11 protein-coding genes are annotated in these 21,538 nt (G+C 55.0%); 10 read left to right on the top strand and 1 reads right to left on the bottom strand.

Annotated elements, in window-relative coordinates:
* Positions 1 to 102 precede the first annotated feature (102 nt).
* The 9 genes from EXY20_RS00265 (at position 103) to EXY20_RS00305 (ending at position 19,766) form a co-directional block, all read left to right on the top strand.
* The gene (locus tag EXY20_RS00265) at positions 103 to 4,197 is read left to right on the top strand and encodes a carbohydrate binding domain-containing protein (protein ID WP_135546429.1); all 4,095 of its coding nucleotides are present in this window, start codon (positions 103 to 105) and stop codon (positions 4,195 to 4,197) included.
* Positions 4,198 to 4,290: 93 nt separating this feature from the next.
* A complete protein-coding gene (locus EXY20_RS00270; protein WP_135546431.1) occupies positions 4,291 to 5,511 on the top strand; it encodes an alpha-L-fucosidase in 1,221 nt (406 codons plus the stop codon).
* A gap of 293 nt (positions 5,512 to 5,804) precedes the next feature.
* Entirely contained in the window at positions 5,805 to 10,109 is a 4,305-nt protein-coding gene (locus tag EXY20_RS00275; protein ID WP_167858905.1) for a right-handed parallel beta-helix repeat-containing protein, read from the top strand.
* 132 nt (positions 10,110 to 10,241) lie between these two features.
* The gene (locus EXY20_RS00280; protein WP_135546439.1) at positions 10,242 to 11,381 is read left to right on the top strand and encodes a family 10 glycosylhydrolase; all 1,140 of its coding nucleotides are present in this window, start codon (positions 10,242 to 10,244) and stop codon (positions 11,379 to 11,381) included.
* Positions 11,382 to 11,734: 353 nt separating this feature from the next.
* Positions 11,735 to 13,309 carry a response regulator gene (locus tag EXY20_RS00285; protein ID WP_135546441.1) on the top strand — a complete coding sequence of 525 codons (1,575 nt, stop codon included), beginning with the start codon at positions 11,735 to 11,737 and terminating at the stop codon, positions 13,307 to 13,309.
* 35 nt (positions 13,310 to 13,344) lie between these two features.
* Positions 13,345 to 16,035: a cache domain-containing sensor histidine kinase gene (locus tag EXY20_RS00290; RefSeq protein ID WP_167858906.1), complete on the top strand. Its 2,691-nt coding sequence runs from the start codon at positions 13,345 to 13,347 to the stop codon at positions 16,033 to 16,035.
* A gap of 82 nt (positions 16,036 to 16,117) precedes the next feature.
* Positions 16,118 to 17,851 carry a type 2 periplasmic-binding domain-containing protein gene (locus tag EXY20_RS00295; RefSeq protein ID WP_135546445.1) on the top strand — a complete coding sequence of 578 codons (1,734 nt, stop codon included), beginning with the start codon at positions 16,118 to 16,120 and terminating at the stop codon, positions 17,849 to 17,851.
* 95 nt (positions 17,852 to 17,946) lie between these two features.
* A complete protein-coding gene (locus EXY20_RS00300; protein ID WP_235885293.1) occupies positions 17,947 to 18,852 on the top strand; it encodes an ABC transporter permease in 906 nt (301 codons plus the stop codon).
* Positions 18,853 to 18,854: 2 nt separating this feature from the next.
* The gene (locus EXY20_RS00305) at positions 18,855 to 19,766 is read left to right on the top strand and encodes a carbohydrate ABC transporter permease (RefSeq protein WP_235885294.1); all 912 of its coding nucleotides are present in this window, start codon (positions 18,855 to 18,857) and stop codon (positions 19,764 to 19,766) included.
* A 107-nt stretch (positions 19,767 to 19,873) separates the two neighbouring features.
* Here EXY20_RS00305 and EXY20_RS00310 read toward each other — a convergent pair whose 3' ends face one another.
* Positions 19,874 to 20,332 (bottom strand): SRPBCC family protein, encoded by a 459-nt coding sequence (locus tag EXY20_RS00310; protein ID WP_135546447.1) that lies wholly within the window; start codon positions 20,330 to 20,332, stop codon positions 19,874 to 19,876.
* A gap of 177 nt (positions 20,333 to 20,509) precedes the next feature.
* Here EXY20_RS00310 and EXY20_RS00315 point away from each other — a divergent pair, with 177 nt between their 5' ends.
* The gene (locus EXY20_RS00315; protein WP_235885295.1) at positions 20,510 to 21,436 is read left to right on the top strand and encodes a phosphotransferase family protein; all 927 of its coding nucleotides are present in this window, start codon (positions 20,510 to 20,512) and stop codon (positions 21,434 to 21,436) included.
* The last annotated feature ends 102 nt before the right edge of the window (positions 21,437 to 21,538 follow it).

A 21,538-nucleotide genomic window follows, 5' to 3' on the forward strand; every position in this document is an offset into this window, starting at 1 on the left:
GAAAGGAGGTGAATGACATTCATTTGAGCTGATTGGGGAAGTGTCGTGTCGCTAAGGAATTCCACCAAAGTGTCGGCACAATGGAAAAGGAGGAGTGATTTCATGAAACGACGGACTTTCGGCAAAGGCGTACGGTGGCTTATGGTGCTGTTGGCAGCATGCTTGTGGCTTCCGGCCGGCGGCGGCAGCTTGGCTGCCGATCCTGTCAACCTGGCGAGCAATCCGGGCTTCGAGAACGGACTGCAAAGCTGGGGCTCTTGGGGAAATATTGCCACGACGCAAGTGTCAGGCAATGTGCACAGCGGCACCAGCGCGCTGAGCGTTACGGGGCCGGGCGGCGGCTACCAAGATATTACGACAGGGGTCACCGCCAATACGTCGTACACGTTGTCTGCCTGGGGGAAGCGGGCCGGCACAGGCGGCGCGGCGTTCATCGGCGTCAAGTTCAAAAACGCCGGCGGCGGCGTCATCAGCGAATCGAGCGCGATCTATTGGACGGAGCTTGCCTATACGCAGCATTCCGGAACGTTCACGACGCCTGCGGGAACGGTATCGCTGCAATTGTACGCGTACGTCAATTCGGGCGCGGCGGGTTTGTTTCTGGACGATGTATCCTTGACGGGCGGCGAGCCTCCTGTCGGTTCGGGGACCAATTATTACGTCGCGACGAACGGAAACGACAGCAATCCGGGGACGCTGGCGAGCCCGTTCCTCACGGTGCAGAAGGCGGCGAGCGTAGCCATTGCCGGCGACACGGTGAATATTCGCGCGGGTACTTATTATGAAGAGGTCACCCCGGCGTACACCGGAACGAGCGGCCATCCGATCACGTTCCAAGCTTACAACGGCGAAGCGGTTACGATCAGCGGGCTTGCCCGGGTCACGTCAACCTGGACGCAGCATAGCGGGAACGTTTACAAGACGACAACAGCGCTGAATCTGGGCAGCAAAAATGCCGTTTTTGCCGATGGCGAGATGATGGTGCCGGCAAGATGGCCCAACGTAGGTTCGTGGCTGGATAAATCGCCGGCGCTCGCGGACAATGCCACTTCCTCCACATCCGGCACGACGGCGATTCTGAAAGGAGCTGCGACCGGCCCGCAAATGCCGAACCTAAACTGGGCGGGAGCCAAAGTATGGGCATATGTCAACTGGATCGGCTGGACGAGTCCGATCAGCGCTTCGTCGAACGGTCAACTGACTTTGACGAACAATGCGCCGGATGGCAATACCCAGCTGGGCTATGTAGGCAACTACGCTCCGATTCAATATTATATTTACGACTCGCTGCAGGCGCTCGACACGAACAAGGAGTGGTACTACGACGCAGCCGCGCAAACGCTCTATTTGTACGCGCCGAACGGTGGCAGTCCTTCCGGCTATACGATCGAGAAGAAGGTTCGCGAATCGGCCTTTACGCTCGACGGCCTCTCCTACATCGATATCAAAGGGCTGACGATCAACGGAGCCACGATCAAGGCAAGCAGCAGCAACCACATCCGGCTCGATGGGCTGAAATTGAAAAATTACAGCTACGACGCGGACAGCACGGGACGTTACGGCTCCCAATTGGATATCGGGCTGATCCTGAAAGGCGACGGCATCGAGCTCCGCAATTCGGAAATATACAACAGCTCCGGCTACGGGATCTACATTACCGGCAATGACGCGGTCATCTTCAACAACTATATTCATGATATCGGTTATGCGGGCGCCTTCACCTCGGCGTTTTCCGTAGAAGGCGCAAATGCCCATATTTCCTTCAATACGCTGAAGCGGGCCGGCTCCACCTGCACGGGCGGCAATATGACGTTCGGCGCCTTGATCGAGTATAACGATTTCAGCTATTGCGGCATGATTTCCAATGATAACGGCACGATGCACTGGGCCAAAAACGACTATCAGAATACGGAGATTCGCTACAATTATTTCCATGATGGTCAGGACGGCGCCGCCCACATCTACGTCGACAATGCCAGCAGCAACTTGCTGATCCATCACAATACCGTGTACAACACGTCGGTCAGCGGCAAACGCGCCGTGCTGATCAATCAGCCGGCCAATTATATTCAGTTTTACAACAATATGATCGACGGTTCGTTCGTTGCCAACTCGGCGCAAGTTTTTCAGGACGACACTTACAAAATGGCCGTCTACGACAACGTCTTCACCGAAGGGTACAGCATCACCGGACCTGCGAGAGTAAGCAATAATTCCACCGCGCAGGGCGAGTTCGCGATGATAACCGGTCCGGGGGGCACGCCGGGGCATAATTTCACTACTCCGCCAACGGAGCCGGCGCTTTCTTTCACCAATCATCCGGATCGCAACCTGGTCCGAAACGCCGGTTTCGAGGGAATGATCAACCATTACCAGGTTCCGAACGATTTGCGCTACTGGACCAAAACAGGGGCGATGAATGCGGCGGGGCAGCTGTCCGGAGTGGAAAGCATCAACCAGGATCATGGCCTTACCCGCACAGGCGAAGGAAGCGTGCGTCTCGGCGGCGGCCAGGACGGCATCGAACAGACGATCACGGGCCTTGCGCCGAACACGTATTATGAATTTGCCGGCTGGGCCAAAGTGAGTACAGGCGAGCAGGCGAGAATCGGGGCGAAGCTGTACGACGCTTCAGGCGGTGACACCTATGCGACCGTTACCGACACGCAAGGCGGCTGGGTACGAAATATCATGACGTTCAAGACGAGTTCGCAAGCGACGAGCGCGACGATTTATTTGAACAAAACGACATCGGGTTCGGGATACGTTTATGGCGACGATTTTGGCCTCGTCTACCTCGGCGCAACGTTGCCGCCGCCTCCGCCGCCGGCGCCCGGCGACAATTTGCTGGCTAATCCCGGGTTCGAACAGGATTACGGTTCATGGTCAAATGGCGTGAATGTAACAGTGGACACGGCGAACGCGCATGATGGCGCCAAAGCGATCCGGGTAAACAGCGGCGCAGCGGGCAGCGGCAACCAGGATGCGAACAGCGGCGTCGTGGCCGGCGCGGATTATATCGTGTCCGCATGGGGCAAACTCGGAGCGGCCGGCGTCACCGGCGCCAAGTTGACCGTTCGCGCCAAAAACAGCGCAGGCCAGTATATTAGCGGCTCGGGCGTTGATGCGGCGCTGTCGTGGAGCGAGACCGTCTATACCCGCAAGACGGTGAAATTCACGATGCCGGCCGGCGCCGCATCGGTCGAAGTGAAGTTTGGCAAAGACAGCGCAAGCGGCGCCTTCTACCTGGATGACTTCGCGCTCAGGCAGGCGATCAACTTGATCCCGAACCCCGGGTTCGAACAAAGCAACCAACCGCTCGGCTTTGTGGCAGACCACAATTTTGACATTACGAATGCGGGTTCCGAAGTGCATAGCGGCAATCGGGCATTGAAGCTGACGAGCGCCGTCGTGCCTTATAATGGCTACGCCCATACCTACCTCATTCACGGCGTCAGTCCCAATACGACGTATTCGCTTACGGGATGGGGCAAGCGCAGTGCAGGCACGGCGGGTACTTCTTTCATCGCGACCGGATACCAGGCGACGCCGGGGGGACCCGCGCTTGCCGATAACACCGGCAACCAGTTTGTGCAGCTGGTCTGGCAGGAGACGAGTTACACCCAGAAGACAGCGACGTTCACCACGCTTCCGGGAACGAATATCATCAAGCTTGTGTTCTGGCTGGATTCCAATTCGGCGGACTGGTTTGTGGACGATCTTGTTCTGGAAGAAGTCGCAAGCCGTTATGTTCCCGATCCGCCGAACCCGATGAATTTGCTCGCCAATCCGGGATTTGAAAACAGCTTGCAAAGCTGGAACTCCTGGGGCAATTTCGCCACGACGCAAACGCCCGCCAATGTGCATGGCGGCACAACTGCGCTGAACGTGACGGCTTCGGGCGGCGGTTATCAAGCCGTTACCGCCGGGGTAAGCGCCAATACGACGTATACGCTGTCGGCGTGGGGCAAACGGGGCGGCGCCGGCGGCGCGGCGTTCATCGGCGTCAAGTTCAAGAACGCCGGCGGCGGCGTCATCAGCGAATCGAACGCGATCTATTGGTCGGAAACGAATTATACGCAGCATGCCGGCACGTTTACGACGCCGGCGGGAACCGTATCGCTCGATGTGTATGTGTATGTCAACTCGGGCGGAGCCAGCCTGAATATCGATGATTTCAGCTTGACCGCCAACTGATCGGGCAACTCGTTATGCTGCGGTGCGGGGGAGCCTGTTGCGGCTCGCCTGCACCGCATTTCCATTTCCTGCCGAAGAAAGGAGACGATCCGGATGGACCGACCGAAACAGGGCGATTACAGACGAAACCCGCATCCCGATGCACAATGGTTCGGCCAAGCGGGGCTGGGATTGTTCCTTCATTGGGGCTTGTCCAGCGTGCACGGCGGCATCGATCTGTCCTGGGGGATGATGCAGGGCACAAGCTGGGATCAACATTTGGCAGGGACGAACAAGCTCGGTCATCGGGACTACTTCGCCTTGGCCGATCGTTTCAACCCGAAGCGGTATGACCCCGACCGCTGGCTCTCCGCGGCTGCGGAAGCGGGATTCAAGTATGCGGTGCTGACCGCCAAGCATCATGAAGGGTATGCGTTGTGGCCGAGCCGCTACGGAGACTTCGGCACGCGGAGCCACATGCAGGGCAAAAATCTGGTGCTTGCTTACGCGGAGGCTTGCCGCAGGCACGGCTTGAAAGTCGGCCTCTATTATTCGCCGCCCGATTGGTACTTCAACAGGGAGTATATGGCGTTTCATTTCGACCGGCCGGACAAACCGAAACCGGATGGATGGGAGACGCGTTTTCACGCCTATTTGCGCGGCCAGATCGAAGAGCTGCTGACTTGCTTCGGACCCATCGATCTGTTGTTTTTCGATGGGGGTCCTCCCTGTATCTCGATCGAACAGATTCGAGCGTGGCAGCCCGGCATTGTGGTAAATCCCCGCATGCACGGCTATGGCGACTATTTGACGCCGGAATGCAAGCTGCCGCCCGAGAAACCGGAAGGCTGGTGGGAACTTTGCGAGAATTGGACCGATTCGGCGGGCAGCTGGGGGTATATGAAGGAGGAACGATACCGCTCAACCGGGTACGTCTTGGCGCGATACGTCAAGGTTCGGGCCTGGGAGGGGAACTACCTGCTGAACGTTGCGCCCGACGGCAACGGCGAGCTGCCCGAGCTGTGCTACCGGAGAATGCTGGAGCTGAAGGAGTGGATGAAGATGAACGGGGAAGCGGTGAACGGAGTGACGGGCATCCCGGTACCGGAAGCGTGCAACGTGCCGGCGACCCGCAGCGGGAATACGTGGTACTGTCATTTGCTTCCTTGCCATGAAGGCGTCATCCGCATCCAAGGGATAACCTGCCCGCAGTCGGTTACGTTGCTGTGGATTCGGCAAGAGGCAGCCGTCGCTTTCGCGGATCGGACGTTGACCATCGAAGTTCCCGACAATTTTCGCACCGAGCAGGTTGATGTAGTGAAAGTGGTTTGGTGAAGATGCGGGATTCGCGATAGGGTATTCCATCGAATGGGGAGGTAATACAAGTGAAAATCCGTTGGCGCCTTGGTTCGAGGCGGTTATGCGTCATGATGCTTTCCCTCTTGCTCGTTGTATCGGTTGTATCGCCGCTTGGCAACCGACAAGCGGCGGCCGCCGCATCCGATATGAGCGGGCATGGGGAAGCGTCGCAGAAGTCCAAACCCGAAAAACCAGAAAAACCAGAAAAACCAGAAAAACCAGAAAAACCCGAAAAGCCGAAACCCGGAAAACCCGGCAACCCGGCGGCGTTGCAGGCGGCAATTGCCGCAGCGCAGGCGGAACTTGACGCGGCGGTCGTCGGCACGCGAGTCGGCCAATATCCGCAGTCGTCGTTCGATATCCTGCAGGCGGCGATTGCCCTGGCGAAGCTTGCGGCCGGGGCGGCAAAGCCCACCCAGGCGCAGCTTGACGAGGCGACAAGTGAATTGCAGGCGGCGGTGGCTTTGTTCGAAGCGGCCATGGTCGTCAATCTACTTGATAATCCCGGCTTCGAGCAAGATTTCAGTGGCTGGTGGACATCGCAAATGCAGAACCCGCCGCCGAGCCCTCCCGTGGTCGAAGTGACGGAAGCGCCGGAGCATGTGCACGGCGGGCTGAAGGCGGGACTGTTCCACGGCAACGGTTATGCGGAAAGACAAGTTGACGCCGAGCCGGCCAAAGCCTATACATTCGCGGTATGGGGCAAGCGCGGGAACGGCGGCGGCTCGGCCAGCATCAGCGTGTTTGCCAAGGGAGACAGCGGCGCGGTGATCGGCAATGCTTTGGCGACCTTGAGTTGGACGGACGGCGCGTATGCGCTCCGGGAAGCGGCTTTTACAACGCCGGAAGGCACGAAAGCGCTTAAGCTGCAAATTTATGTAAACGCCAATTCCGCCGATTTGTATTTGGACGACCTGGAGCTGACCGTCGTACCGGCTGCCGGATCGGAAGACGAAGGGACTCCCAATCCGAATCCGACTGTGTACTACGTAGCCCCGAACGGCAGCGATATCGCGCCCGGCACGCTGAAGAAGCCGTTTCGTACGATTCAGCGGGCGGCTGATCAGGCGTTGTCCGGCGATACCGTCTATATTCGCGCCGGGACGTACTACGAGACAGTCACGCCGACCCGGTCCGGAACGGCGCAGCAGCCGATCGTCTATGCCGCCTATCCGGGCGAGAAGGTGACGATCAGCGGGCTGGAACCGGTCCGCTCGACCTGGGAGCGTTACGCCGGCAACATTTACCGGACGAGTACGGAGCTTGCGCTCGGCAGCAAAAACGCCGTATTTCTGGACGGCGAACTGATGACCCCGGCCCGTTGGCCCAATGCGGACACGTGGCTGACGCGCTCTCCGGCGCAAGCGAACAACGCGCTGTCGAACGCAACGACGCTGTATCCTTCCAGCGCGCAAGGCAGCCCGGCGCTGCCGCAGCTGAACTGGACCGGCGCGAAAGTCTGGATGTACGTGAACTGGTTCGGCTGGACCAGTCCCATTCAGGCTTACGACAGCGCCACCGGAGCGCTGACGGTGACGAACAATGCGCCGGACGAGCCGACAACGCTGGGTTACGCCGGATTGACGAGCCCGATCCGGTACTACATCTACGACAGCTTGCAAGCGTTGGATACCGCGAAGGAATGGTATTACGACAGCGCCAATTCCATGCTGTATTTGTACGCTCCGGGAGGTGACAGCCCGAGCAGACATACCGTAGAGAAGAAGTCGCGGCAAACGGCGCTGAACCTGGATCATCGCTCGCACATCGAGATCAAGGGTTTGCAGATCGTCGGCGCCGCCATCCAGGGCAGCGGCATGAATCATGTCAAGTTCGACGGACTGACCGTACGCGATTACGGGTTCGATGCGGACAGCGACAAAAAATACGCCTCGCAGCTCGATGTCGGTCTTGTACTTGCGGGAGACGGCATCGAATTCCGCAATTCGGAAATATACAACAGCTCGGGCTACGGCCTCAACATCAAAGGCGACGATGCCGTCATTTTCAACAACTACATTCACGACATCGGATACGCCGGCGCATTCACGACCGCTGTATCCGTCGCCGGACATAACGCTTATATCGCCCATAATACGCTGACGCGCACAGGCGCGGGATGCATCGGCGGCAACATGACTTTCGGCGCGCTAATTGAATACAACGATTTCGGTTATTGCGGCATGGTGTCGTTCGACAACGGAACGATGCACTGGGCGAAAAACGATTATCAGAATACGGAGATCCGCTACAACAATTTCCATGACGGGCAGGACGGGGCCGGCTACATTTATTTGGACAACGCCAGCCACAACATGATCATTCACCACAACAACGTTTACAACACGAGGGGCGACAACGGGCAAGCGGTGCTCATCAATCATCCGGCCAACTACATCCAGTTTTACGACAATCGGGTGGATGGCTCGCTGCGGTCGACATGGGGATGGGTGTTCCAGGACGATACGTACAAATTGTCGGTGTACGACAACGTGTTTACCGACGGTCTGTTCGTTTCGGGTCCGGCCGAAGTCAAGAACAATTCGACCAGTCCCGCGGATTTCTCCTTGCTCGTTTTCCCGAACGGTCCGGCCGGGCACAATTTCGTCCAGCCGCCTGTGCAGCCTGCGATGGTTTTCTCGGACAACCCGTGGCGCAACCTGGTTCAGAACGCCGGCTTCGAAGGCATGATCGATCACTACTTCGTTGCGAACGATCTGCGCGGGTGGACAAAAACGGGAGACATGGACGCAGTCGGCCAGCTGTCCCAAGGGGAAAGCATCAGCCAGGACAAAGGCTTCACCCGTTCGGGAGAAGGCAGCGTGCGACTCGCCGGGAAGAGCGGCGTCGAACAGCGCGTCAGCGGACTGAAGGCGGGCGCTTACTTTGAATTCGCCGGTTGGGTGAAGGCGGATGCCGGCGCAGAAGCGCTGATCGGCGTAAAGGATTACGGCGGCGCCGACAGTTACGAGGTGCTAGGAGATACTGCGCAGGGTTGGGTTCGCAAAATCATCGTTTTCCGCACCGGCGCGGCAGATACGGCAGCTACCATCTATTTGGCGAAAACTTCGGCGGCAAGCGGCTATGTGTATGGGGACGATTTTGGGCTCGTCTACCTTGGCGATACGTTGCCGGCTCCGCCGCCGCCCAAGCCGGGAGACAATTTGCTCGGCAACGCAGGCTTCGAGTCCGGAGACGGCGCTTGGAACACGCTGGTTCATGCGGAAATGTCGACCATGATGGCTTATCGCGGCGAGCGGGCGATGCATGTGGCGGGCGGCGGCAGCGGCGCGCAGCAGGTGAGCGCAGGGATTGCGGCTAATAAGGAACTGTTGTTGTCCGCATGGGGCAGGAAATATGCTGCGGGCGGTTCCGGCCATTTGGCAGTGCGCGCCAGAAACGCTGCCGGCGATTATATCAACAACCAGCCCGAAGCCATATTGACTTGGACGGAAACCGTCTATACGCGCAAATCGGTCAAGTTCCTTTTGCCGGCTGGCGCGGCGACCGTGGACGTCCTGTTTGACAACGATGGCGGCTCCAACTTCTACCTCGACGAAGCAGGGTTGCGGGAGGCGGCCAACCTGATTCCGAATCCGGGCTTCGAGGAGAGCAACACCGCGCTCGGTTACGATGCCGTGAAAAACTTCACGATCATCCAGAAGCCGCAGGACGGCCATGGCGATGTATACAGCGGGCAACGGGCCTTGCACGTCACTAATGGCGGCGGGGTTGGATACGGCTATGGACATACGTATATTACCGTCGGCGTCAATGAGAATACGAAATATACGCTTTCGATGGCGGGCAAACGCGGCGACGGCGATCCCGGCAACAGCTTCGTCGCGATCGGCTACCAGTCGGACAAAGGGGTTAACGTGCCGTTCGGCTGCGAACAATATACGCCCGGTACCACGGAATATAACGATTGTCAGCAGATCATTGCTTTGCAGTGGAGCGAAACCGCTTATACCGTAAAGTCGTTTGACTTCACCACCAAGCCGGGGACACGGATGATCAAGCTGGTGATCTGGCTGCCCGGAGGCGCGGCCGATCTGTATTTGGACGAGATGTCTCTGGTCGAAGTGGCCGGCGTGACGACCGATCCGAGCCGTACCGAACCGAATCCCGAACCGGTCCGCTTGGATTTCGAGCAAACGAACTGGCTGAGCGGATGGCAAAACTGGGGCGGGCTCGAAGCGACGGCGGACGCTCACGACGGTTCGCAGGCGCTGCATGTTCTCGGCACCGGTTATGGCGGCGTCATGCTGACGTCGATCCCGGTTGAGCCGCAGCGCACATACGACTTGTTGCTATGGGCCAAGCGAGGCGACGGCAGCGCCAGTTATGCCTCGACGATCGGCGCCCGCTTCTACGATGCGGCGGGAACGCAGATTGGCGGCGACATCGTGCTGTTCGGCAACATCACGGCTTCGGCCTATACCGAGCACAACAAGAGCGCTACCGCTCCGGCGGGGGCGGTCGGCATGCGGATCTACATCTACATGAATAAAAACGCCGCTGCCGCCGATCTGTACGTGGACGACATCACTATAACCGAAGCGATGAACTGATGGTTGAAGAACGGACGGTTCTGGCGCGTTGCCATAAATCGTGTTAGAAAAACCAAGGATCGTTTCACATCATCGCCCGTTTATTCCTTATGATACTGGTAACCACGCGAGCTGAATTCGGGAGGAGCAGTCATGAGGAAACCGACGATCATGTTTAACAATGACGGACATGAAGGGTTCTACTTTGGCATGTATGCCGAACCGGACGGAATCGAAAAGTCGATTGCCATTTTTCACGGCACCGGTGTTCATATTTTGGAGTGGTGCGTCAACATGGGGAGCAAAGTAAATTTCCTCTCCGATCATTTCGAGCTGTTCGGCAGGGGGGAACGCGTCGACTTGGCTGCCGCACGGCGGGGCGATCGAATCATTGCCGAAACGCTGGACACGTATGCCCGCAAAGGAATCGACCCTTTGGGCATCGCCGTGCGCAAGGCTCGCGATGTTGGCGTCTCGCTGTTTCCGTCCATTAGGATGAATCAGGATTACCCATCCGGGTGGATGGGCGACTGGGTGCCGAATAATTACAACGATTCCTTATATTTTGATACGCCCCATGTGCGGATCCGCAACAGAGACGGGTCGTTTCATTACAAACGCAGCTATGCTTACCAGGAATACCGCGACCGCATCCTGCTGCTGATCAAGGAGCTGCTGAACTACCCGGTGGACGGCATCAGCCTCGATTATGTCCGTCACTCGATCTTCGTCGGTTATGATGCGCCATTGGTGGAAGCGTTCCGCCAGCAACACGGATTCGACCCGCACGATGTGCCGGAAGACGATGAACGCTGGATTGCCTGCAAGTGCGGCGTAATGACGTCGTTCATGCGTCAAGTGCGCGAGCTTGCAGGCAACCGCCCCATATCGGCAAGAGTCGATCGCAGATACTACAGGCAATATGGCCTGGACATCGCGGCTTGGGCCGATGAAGGACTCATCGATTATTTGATTGTGGCCGAAGAGTTTGAATATGGCGGCTATACGTTTGACCTTGCTCCGTTTGTCGCGATGACCCGAGGGAAATGCCAATTGATTTTCGGGGAAGAGGCCGTCTGTTCGGGGCACGATTTGTCGGCAGATGAAGATAAAGCCATCGCGTCAGGGAACAAGGTCATCACTGCCCGCACGAAAATGGGGATTCTCGATTATACGGGCAGATTGGAGCAATTCCTCGCGGAAGGGGCGGATGGCGTACATATTTTCAACGATCCGTTTCATTTCGAGTTGGCCTACGCCCTGCACCGATTCGTGCAGGCTGAACGCTCTTAAGAAAGTCGAACGCACCAGCCGCATCAGATCAAGGTTCGTCATTAGACGAGCCTTTTCCCTTTGAAAGGCAGATCATTGACAAGTAATGGGCCGCTCCGTAACATTTTAATAAGGTCATTTAAGGGCCCAATTCCCGAATAGTAACAAAAAACTACGTAGGCAAGCCAGGTAAAGTAGAAGAGTATGTGGAGCTACACAGCAAACCGAGCTATGAGCAGTTCGAGTTGTTCTAGACGAGCGAAGCGAGTAAAGGTTTTGAAGGTTTTGAACGGTTAGATACCCCGCGGCTTGCCGCGGGGAGCTTCATTTGCATTGCGGTCATGGTGAACAGATCGAAGGGAGGGCGATGAGCGATGCGGTATCAAGTTTTGATCGTTGATGACGAACTTCATGTGCGGGAGCGGGTCATGCAGTCTTTCCCCTGGTTCGAAATGGGATTTGAAGTGATGGCGTGCGCCGAGAACGGCTTGAAGGCTTGGGAGCTGATCGAAGCGGAAGCACCGCACGTCGTCGTGACCGATCTCCTGATGCCGGAGATGAACGGGCTCGAGCTCGTCAAACGCATCCGCGAGAAATATCCGTACATGAAAGTCGTCATTATGAGCGCTTACGACGATTTTAAGTATGCGCAGGACGCGATTCGTTACGGCGTCAAGGGATACGTGTTAAAGCCGATTGCGAGGGGCGAATTCATCGAGCTGTGCCGCAGTTTGGCGGACGAATTGCGGCGCGACGATCTGGACGAGCGCGAGATGAGCCGGAAGGAAGCGCAGCTTATCCGACTGCTCAAAGGCGCGGATGCGGATGAGCAAAGGTTGGCCGCGCAGCTTGAGCAGACGAGTATGCTCGGGAGGAACCGCTACGTTCGGATTGCAATCTGCTCCATGGAGCAGTTGATGAAGAAAGAACCCGGCCTTTCCGTGCGGCAGCGCATCGTGAAGAAGGCGAACGAGCTTTGTTCGCAGCGGGGGATTCCCGTCATCTTGTATGGCAATACGCTCGTCCTGTTCATTCATGATTCGAAGCCGCTTGCCAAATCCGATGTGCTGCCGTTTCTGGAGTCGTTCAAGAACGAGATGGAGCATGTGGAGGATGGACAAGCAACGGGCGAAATAACGATTGGCGTCGGCAACATGGTTCAGGATGTGACGGCAATCGCGCTTTCGTATGCCGAAGCGATCTATGCGCATAGCAACCGTTATTTTAAAGGGCTCGATACGATTATTTTCCGCCAAGATCTGTTTGTTTCGAACGTTGCCGACGCTACGGCCCGGGAAACGGTGAATGAAGCGGCAGAGCGGTTGTTGCACAGCATATTTCAATTTCGTGCGGAAGAAATCGGCAATCGCGTGTATGGCTTCTTTCAAGCATTGGAACGTGCGGGCTTCGGCATACGCGACATCCAAGTGAAGTGCGTAGAGATGATCATGCGGATCGTCCTGAAGGCGGAAGAGAGGCAGCTCGTTATGCCGACCTTCAACCAGCAGGAAGCGTTGGATGCGATTCATAACTTGCGCACCCTGTACGAATTGAAGGTATGGTTCAAGATGAAGGCGGAAGCGATCGCGCTCGAACTGCGCGCCGCTCCCGTTCGGGATGTCAATCGCACGATTGTTCTGGCCAAACAATATGTGGAAGCCCATTACCGGCAGAAAATAAAATTGGAGGATGTAGCGGGCGCGCTTCATGTCAATATCACGTATTTGAGTTCTTTCTTCAAGAAGGAGACCGGACAAAACTTCATCGATTATATCAACGAGGTGCGCATCAAAAAAGCGATGGAATTGATGAAAAATGTCGATTACAAAGTGTTTGAAGTTTCGATTCGGGTGGGCTTCAACAACCTCTCTTACTTCAACAAAATATTTAAAAAGATCGTCGGCGTAAACCCGATGGTTTACCGCGAGGACGTCACGAGACGCCATTGACGACTAATCCATTGACAACAGTCATGGGGGACGGAATGAAAAAAATAGAAATGAAATTCAACAATTTCCTGCTGCTCTTTTCCCTTGCCGTTGTCCTCGTTCTTCTGCTGATTATCAGCAGTATTGTTTATGCCAAAACGAAATCCTATATTGACGAAAAAGTGGCGGAGATCAATTCCATCAAGATGAAGCAGGCTTCATACGATGTCAGCAAAAGCCTGAACGACGCTTACAATACGCTCGACAACTTGCGGAGCAATGCGCGGCTGATCGAATATTTTCAGGCGCTGAAAGTCGATCAGCCCAATTCTTACCGCAAATCGGAGTTGTCGAAGCAGTTGGAAGGGTTTTTATTCAACCTCAAAAAAGACAATGCCTTTATTCGCGACATTGTCATTATGGCCAACCATTCGCAGTACAGCGCCCTGCAAACGTATTTGGGCTTCACGACGGAAAACCTGGTGCTGAAAACCGAAGCGGAAGGGATACGATTCGTCGCGGCAGGGAAAACGAATCAAGCGTTGCAGCCCGATGAATCCACTGCTCTCGCGCATAAGGAGCTGCTCGGCAAGCTGAATCGGCACGTTTATTTGTACAGCGCATTGCTGGACGACCGGGGCGTTCCATATGGAACGGCTTTTTTGCTGCTTGATCCGGGTTCGTTCCGGGAGTTGATTCCGTATCATGACGATATCGCTTTGTTCAGTCAGGAGCGCGATTATTTGTATCGAGGAAAAAATACGATTGGCGCCGATCCGATCCATATGCTCGAGAAAGATATCGCCTTTCAAGGATTTACGATTCAATATTTGATCCACCCCGATTTCCAGCAAAAAGAGCTGCGGCTGACCGTCGTTTTGATCATGCTTACCTTTCTCGGTTGCTCGGCGCTTGCGTTCGTCTGTTCCCGGCTCGTTACCGGACCCATATTGTTGCCCATGCACCGGTTGATGAAATGGGTGGAGAAAAACGCTTTTTTGCAAAACCGTATCGCGCCTATAGCGGTCAAAACGGGAATGTCGCGACTGTTCACCATGCGCGACCGGTTTTTACTGTATTTTCTCATTACGATTTTGCTGCCGCTGTTCGTATTCATTATCGTGTTCTACAATCAATCGTTCAAAATCGTCACCGGCGAAATGAAAGAATCCTACGGCACCTTGTTCGCCAAAACCGTGGACCGGCTGAACCTGTTCGTCAATCAGAAGGAAACGGTGCTGGCCCGGTTGACCTTCGATCAATTGGTCCGCGACTTCCTCATCCATCCGGACCCGGCCAAAGAAACAAGCATGCAAGATCTCATCCAAGACAATGTTTATTTGGGTCTTGGCAACGATACGGTCAGCATTTACAATGCGAACAATCAATTGCTCGTGTCGAATCGATACAAGCAAAAAACGAGCATGAACGAGACGTTCGCGCAAGAGATGCGATCCACCAGAAGAAGCGTCAATTACCAGGTTGAAACGGACAAGACTTTCAGCTCGATCGCGCTTGGGATGCAAGTGTTCGATTTTTCCGGAAACGCCGGCCTGATCGGTTTTATGAAGCTGGACCTGGATCGGATTTATTTATCGGAGCTGTTCTCCGACTTTAAAGAAAGCGGGAGCGAGGTGCTGATCGTCGATCGGCATCATACGATTGTTGCTCATCAGGAGGCGGAACTGCTCGGCAAATCGTTCGATCAACCGATTGCCGAGATGCAGATGGAGAAACGGGGCGAGTTTTATTATTATACCAAACAATTGGAAGGTATTCCGTGGTATTTCGTGTTTCGTTTCCCGTACACGAACGTGCATCAACAAACGATGAACCTGCTGTATGACGATATTTATTTCCTCGTCATTATTTTTTTGCTGGTGCTTGTCTTTTCCTACGTGATGTCCCACTATTTGCACCGGCCGCTGCATCAGTTGAACCTGTACGTCATGCGGATTCGCGACGAACGGTCGGATCGTTCCGAATTGACGCATCATTACGGCATTTATGAAGTCGATCAGCTGAGCCAGACGTTCAACCGCATGCTGATGCGGATGGAGAACCTGGTCGAGGAGGCGGTCACCTCCCGCAATAAATGGCTTCGCCTGGAGCTGGAGAAGCGGGAAACGCAGATTATGGCCCTGCAAGCGCAAATCAACCCGCACTTTCTTTACAATACCCTGGAAAATATTAATTATTTGATTGAATTTGGCGAAAAAGACAGCGCAATGGAAATGATCACGGCGCTCAGCCGTTTGTTTCGATACAGCATCAATCAGGACAAAATGACCACCACCGTGCGGGAAGAGCTTTATTACGCCAACGCCTATATCAACATTATGGCCTATCGGTATAAAGAACGGATGGAAGTGAGATGGCTCGTCGACGAACGGATAAACAACTATGAAACGATCAAACTGATTTTGCAGCCGATTATCGAAAATGCGATCCAGCATAACGTGCAGCATAAAGCGGAAAAAGTGACGGTAACGGTGCACGGCTCGTGCGAGGACGATTGTATCCGGTTTACCGTTGCCGACGACGGAGCGGGCATTGCGCCGGCGGAGCTTGCGCAAATCCGGCAAAACTTGCAGCGCAACGATCATCACAGGATCGGCCTTTACAATGTCAGCAGCAGAATTAAACTGCATTATGGCGACAAATACGGGTTATCGATCGATAGCGAGCTGCACAACGGAACGGTCGTGACGATCAACATTCCGAAACTGCCAAAGATTTTGTTATAGAAGCCAATGATCGTTTTACATGGGCGAATGCCCAACTACTACAATAAACATGTTCCAAATTTTCGAATAAGGGGGCAGCATCTTGAAGCGGAAAAAGTGGTTCATAGCGGGATGTACGGTCATTCTGGCTGCGACTGCCGTGCTGAGCGGTTGTTCGCGGAATACGGGGCATGAAGGAACGGCTTCCTCGAGCAAGCCAACCGGTGCAAGCGCGAAACCGGCTACCGACCCGAATGCGCCGGGGGATTTTTCCAAGAAGCTGGAAATCAGTTGGGTCGGCAACCTGGCTCGCGGCAAAATCGAAGACAACAATTTTGTCCAAAAAAAGCTGGAAGAAAAATTCAACGTCAAGCTGATCAACAAGAAGATCGATATTAACAATCCCGATCAAGTGAATTTGATGCTCGCCTCCGGCGATTTGCCGGAAGCGACATTCTTCGTCAACAGCTTCACCAAAACGTATAACGACGGCTTGCTGCGCACCATCCCCAAGGCGATGATTCAGAAATACGCGCCGAAGTACGCCAAGATGCTCGATGATAACGCAACGGGATGGTTGATCAATACGGTGCCCGGCAAGCCCGAGGAGTATACGGCGCTGACGGGCATCGGCGAAAATGTCGCCGGCCTCATCATGGCGCAGACGTATCGGTTGGACTGGCTGGAGAAGCTGGGCATCAAGCCGAAGGGGACGTTGACGCCGGTTGGGACAAGCGGCGGCAAAGAGCGTATTTTCTTCACGAAGGAAGCTTTCACGATGGAAGAAAATGCGAAAATTTTCGATGCTTTCGTGAACGGGGACCCGGACGGGAACGGCAAAAAAGATACTTTTGCGATTACGCCGAACAATCAAAGCATGTATTGGTGGGCCAGCACCTTGATGGGCGCCTACGGCCTTGGCACCCAGAACTCGGCGACCTTCAACTTCGAGGAAAACGGCAAGCTGGTGGAAGCGACGATCTCGACGAAATACAAGGATTTTCTCAAGGCGATGTTCGTTTGGTACAAAAAAGGATACATCGAACCCGAGTTCACCACTTTAAATATTAGCAAGAGCTGGGAGAAGTATGCGACAGGGAAAGTTGGTTTTACCGTTGCCGAGTACAGCGGAGCCTCGATGGACAACGGCAATCTTGGCCGGCCGGTCGGCAATTTGCTGACAAAAGATACGTCGGCAAAAATATTGATAACGCCGCCTTCGATCGGTCCGGATGGAAAACAAGGAGCCGGCGCTTATCTTCCGGTAACCACTTTCGCAAGACATTTTGCCGTCCGCAAAGATGTAAGCGACGAAAAATTGATTCGTATCCTGCAAATGTTCGATTACATCAATTTCGATAAAGAGGGAGAAGTGTTGACCCGCTACGGCGAGGTGAACACCCACTTCAAATGGCAGGGCGAACCTTATCGATCGGCGGCGATCTTTAACGACGGCGTCACGAACGAAGGCCAGTACGGTTTCGGCTACTATACGCATCAATTGAATACCAAATCGATTATGACGTACTTCACTTCGGCCGAAACGATGAAGCTCGTGAACGACTACTTCTTTCATCCCGATTATGGATTGAAGCAAATCATTCGTCCGTACCGCTTCGATTACTTCAATGAAACCAAGTATGCGGATTTGAAAAACAAATACGGCGCCAAGCTCGATACGTTGACGAACGAAATGACGTTCAAGGCGATCATCGGCGAAGTCAACATCGACCAGGCCTGGGATGCCTATGTGAAAAACTGGCAGGACAGCGGCGGCGCGGAGCTGCTTGCGGAATTGGCCAAATCGCCGAAGGTGGCGGACTTGCTGAAAAAATAAAGCATAACGGAGGACGCTGAAAGGGGGGCAGCAGCTCATGCAAGCTGCTTCCCTCTTGCGTCGAGCGGGCTGCGCTTCGCCTTGGGAGGGAGATTATGGCTGAATATTTGGCTCGAATGAAGAAGATGAGGTTATTGTACTTGATGCTGTTGTTTCCCCTCGCGCAAGTATTCGTCTTCCATTATATGCCGCTTCCCGGCATCGTGATTGCGTTCAAGGAGTATCATGCCGGTCTTGGCATCCGGCCAAGCCAGTGGAACCAGTTCGAGCATTTCCGCACCTTATTTCACGATTCGTTATTCATCCGGGCGCTGAAAAATACGATTGTCATTTCCGGCTTGAAGCTGATATTCGGTTTTGCCGTCCCGATCGCTTTCGCTTTGCTCTTGAACGAAATCAAACCGCAACGCTTCAAGAAACTGACCCAAAGCGTTTCGTATTTGCCGCATTTTATGTCCTGGGTTATTTTATCGGGCATGATCGTCGAAGTGCTGTCGCCGCAGCGGGGGATCATCAACTATGCGATCTCGTTGTTTGGCGGCAATCCGATCAATTTTCTTGCGAACAAAACGGCGTTCGTGCCGATCTTGATCGTCAGCGACATATGGAAGGAAGCCGGGTGGGCTTCGATTATTTATTTGGCGGCGATCTCCTCGATCTCCCCGGATTTGTACGAAGCGAGCAATGTGGACGGGGCCAGCCGGCTGCAGAAGATGCGGCATATTACGCTGCCGGGCCTCATGCCGGTTGTGACCATTTTGTTTATTCTGCAGATCGGTCAAATCTTGAACGGCGGCTTCGATCAAGTGTTGAATCTGTACAACCCGCTGGTGTACGCGGTGGGCGATATTATCGACACTTACGTGTACCGGGTCGGTCTTGTGGAATTCCGCATGGATTATGCGACGGCAGTCGGTTTGTTGAAAAATGTCGTTGGGGTCGTATTGTTGGTCGGAACGAATACGATCGTTCGAAAGTTCAATGATCACGGAGTGTGGTAACGATGAAGGCAGCGTGGCAGCGGCGGGAAGGCCGGCGTTTGGGAGGCTGGCGCGGTCGGTGGTTCGATTACGGCAATTATGCGTTTATGACGGTGCTTTCTCTCACGATTTTGTATCCCTTCTGGCAGCTTGTCATCCTCTCGTTCTCCGACGCCGCAGAAGCGACAACGCTCGGCTTTCACTTCTGGCCGGCGGCCTGGCGGATGGAGGCTTACCGGTTTCTGTTTTCCACAGCCGACGTGACCCGGGCCTATGTCAATACGATCCTGCGAACGGCAATCGGCACCGGCGTCATGCTGCTCTTCACTGTGATCGCCGCCTATCCGCTGTCGAAGCGGGAGCTGCCGCTGCGGGGCATCATCACGGTGTATTTGCTGGTGCCGATGTTTTTTTCGGGCGGATTGGTCCCGACTTATTTGCTTGTGAAGCGCATCGGGTTGCTCGACAATTTTTGGGTGCTGATTTTGCCGACGGCGTTAAGTTTTTTTTACATGATCATCATGCGGAATTACTTCATGTCGCTCGATAAAGCTTTCGAAGAGTCGGCCTTTATCGACGGGGCGAACGATTTCCAGCTGTTATGGAGCATCATCCTGCCGCTTTCGGCGCCCGTGCTCGCTACGGTGTCGTTATGGTCGGCCGTCCACCACTGGAATGCATGGTTCGACGCGATGATCTATATACGCGATCGGGATAAGACGGTCATCCAGTTCATCTTGCGCGAGATGCTCGTGTCCGTCGACAACCAGGCGCGGGATATCGTGCAATACAACAGCAAGATCGAATCGCAGCTGGCCCTGAGCAATGTGCGCGCAGCCATATCGCTCGTCTCCATCGGCCCGATTATTTTCGCTTATCCTTACGTACAGAAGTATTTCATCAAAGGGATCATGCTTGGTTCGTTGAAGGGTTGAGTCATTACAAAGCGGCTGGCCGGATCGGAAGAAATTCCGTTCCCGGGCAGCCGCTTTATCGTTCGCACCGGCGTGTGCCGGCGATCGGTTCTGCGAGGAGTTGCTGATTACCAGCCGAAATCGAGCGTTTTTCCCGTTTCGATGTACGTTTTCATGTTGCTGAGTATCATTGGCCAGCTTTGTTTCGTGCTTTCGTAGGAAGGATGGTTGTCCGGCCACTTGTCGTTGACCAGCGTCAGCTTCGTGCAGCCGCCAACCGGCTCGAGCGTCAACGTCATTCTCGTTTCCATCTCGGCGTGGTTGTCGCGGTAGGACGGTCCGGCATGTTCGGTGAAGCTCATCAACCGGTGCGGCTCGAACTCGAGCACGGTACCGTAAACGTGAACCGTTTCGTCGCCATCGCTGCCGGGGCCGACATATTCGTATCGGGAACCGATTTCGAATGTCGAACGAAGCACGCTGCCGAAGAACACGGCTTTCGTTCCTTCCGGCGAAAGAAATGCGTTCCACACTTCCTCCGGTTTCGCAGCTACGTAAGTGACGTACGTCAAATCTTCCATGGTCATCATTTCCTCCTCATTGGTGGTGTCGGCGGCTCGTCAACATTATATACCAAATGCAAGTCGATGTAACGTTGGCGAATCGTAAACGCGAGCAAATACGTAGGCGAACATGTAGACCGCGGGATATCCATGATAAAATGGAAGTATTTCTCCCGGTTGCCGATGAAAGGAGCGAAAGTGATGTCGATGCAGCTATCCGATATGCGGGCGCATATGCCGTCGTTGCGTCATGCGACCGCGATGGCGCCGATAAGCAAAGGCTTTTCGAGCGATAGAAAATATTTGATCTATGAGGACGGCATAACGCCTGTTTATGTGCTACGAACAGCCGCCCTTGACCAAATCGAACGCAAACGCCGGGAATACGAAACCGTATGCCGCATCCATGGTTTGGGGGTGCGGACGTCGCAGCCGGTTGCGTTCGGAACGGCACAAGCGCTGGGCTGCTGCTACATGGTGCTGCGATACGTCGAAGGGGAGGACGCCGCGGAACGGTTGCCGCTGCTGAGCGAAGACGAGCAGCACCGGATCGGCCTCGAAGCCGGCCGCGAGCTGAGGCTGATGCACGAGATGGAGGCGCCGGCCGAATTGGCGAGCTGGTCCGCACGGCGGAAGGAAAAGCATCGCCGACAGTGGGACCACTACTTGCGCTGCGGGGTGAAGCTGCCGGAGGAAGAGGCGATCGCAGCCTTCATCGAACAGCGGCTGACGTTGATGGACGGGCGGCCGAACCGATTCCAGCACGACGATTTTCATCCCGCCAATTTGCTTGTGCAAGGCGGCGCTTATGCGGCGGCGATCGATTTTAACCGTTTCGATTGGGGCGATCCTTACCACGATTTCGTCAAAATCGCCTACTTCAGCCGCGAGGTGAGCGTTCCGTTCTCGATCGGGCAAATCGACGGATATTTCGCCGGGAGAGTTCCGCACGATTTTTGGGACTTGTACGCGTTGTATGCCGCGCTGCTCATGGGCGGCACGATCACGTGGACACTGCAGACGGTGCCGGACCAGCTCGAATCGATGATCGCCCGCATCCGCACGGTGCTGGACGACCATCGCCGGTTTGCCAGCGTGGAGCCGCTCTGGTACAAACAACGTGGCTGATGGCTCCGAAACGAAAAGACATCAAAAGATAAGCCGTGGTCAAAAAGATGCGCTGGCGCTACGGCGGCAACAACGCGATAATGGAGTTGCCATGCGCCGCAA

It is taken from the genome of Paenibacillus cymbidii (assembly GCF_004764705.1).
Classification (GTDB): Bacteria; Bacillota; Bacilli; order Paenibacillales; family NBRC-103111; genus Paenibacillus_AN; species Paenibacillus_AN cymbidii.

Bases quoted from the DNA above. Each gene is read 5' to 3' on its own strand.
- EXY20_RS00270 (WP_135546431.1), top strand. From the start codon at position 4,291: ATGGACCGACCGAAACAGGGCGATTACAGACGAAACCCGCATCCCGAT.
- EXY20_RS00280 (WP_135546439.1), top strand. From the start codon at position 10,242: ATGAGGAAACCGACGATCATGTTTAACAATGACGGACATGAAGGGTTC.
- EXY20_RS00310 (WP_135546447.1), bottom strand. From the start codon at position 20,332: ATGACCATGGAAGATTTGACGTACGTCACTTACGTAGCTGCGAAACCG.
- EXY20_RS00290 (WP_167858906.1), top strand. From the start codon at position 13,345: ATGAAAAAAATAGAAATGAAATTCAACAATTTCCTGCTGCTCTTTTCC.
- EXY20_RS00285 (WP_135546441.1), top strand. From the start codon at position 11,735: ATGCGGTATCAAGTTTTGATCGTTGATGACGAACTTCATGTGCGGGAG.
- EXY20_RS00265 (WP_135546429.1), top strand. From the start codon at position 103: ATGAAACGACGGACTTTCGGCAAAGGCGTACGGTGGCTTATGGTGCTG.
- EXY20_RS00305 (WP_235885294.1), top strand. From the start codon at position 18,855: ATGAAGGCAGCGTGGCAGCGGCGGGAAGGCCGGCGTTTGGGAGGCTGG.
- EXY20_RS00315 (WP_235885295.1), top strand. From the start codon at position 20,510: ATGTCGATGCAGCTATCCGATATGCGGGCGCATATGCCGTCGTTGCGT.
- EXY20_RS00300 (WP_235885293.1), top strand. From the start codon at position 17,947: ATGGCTGAATATTTGGCTCGAATGAAGAAGATGAGGTTATTGTACTTG.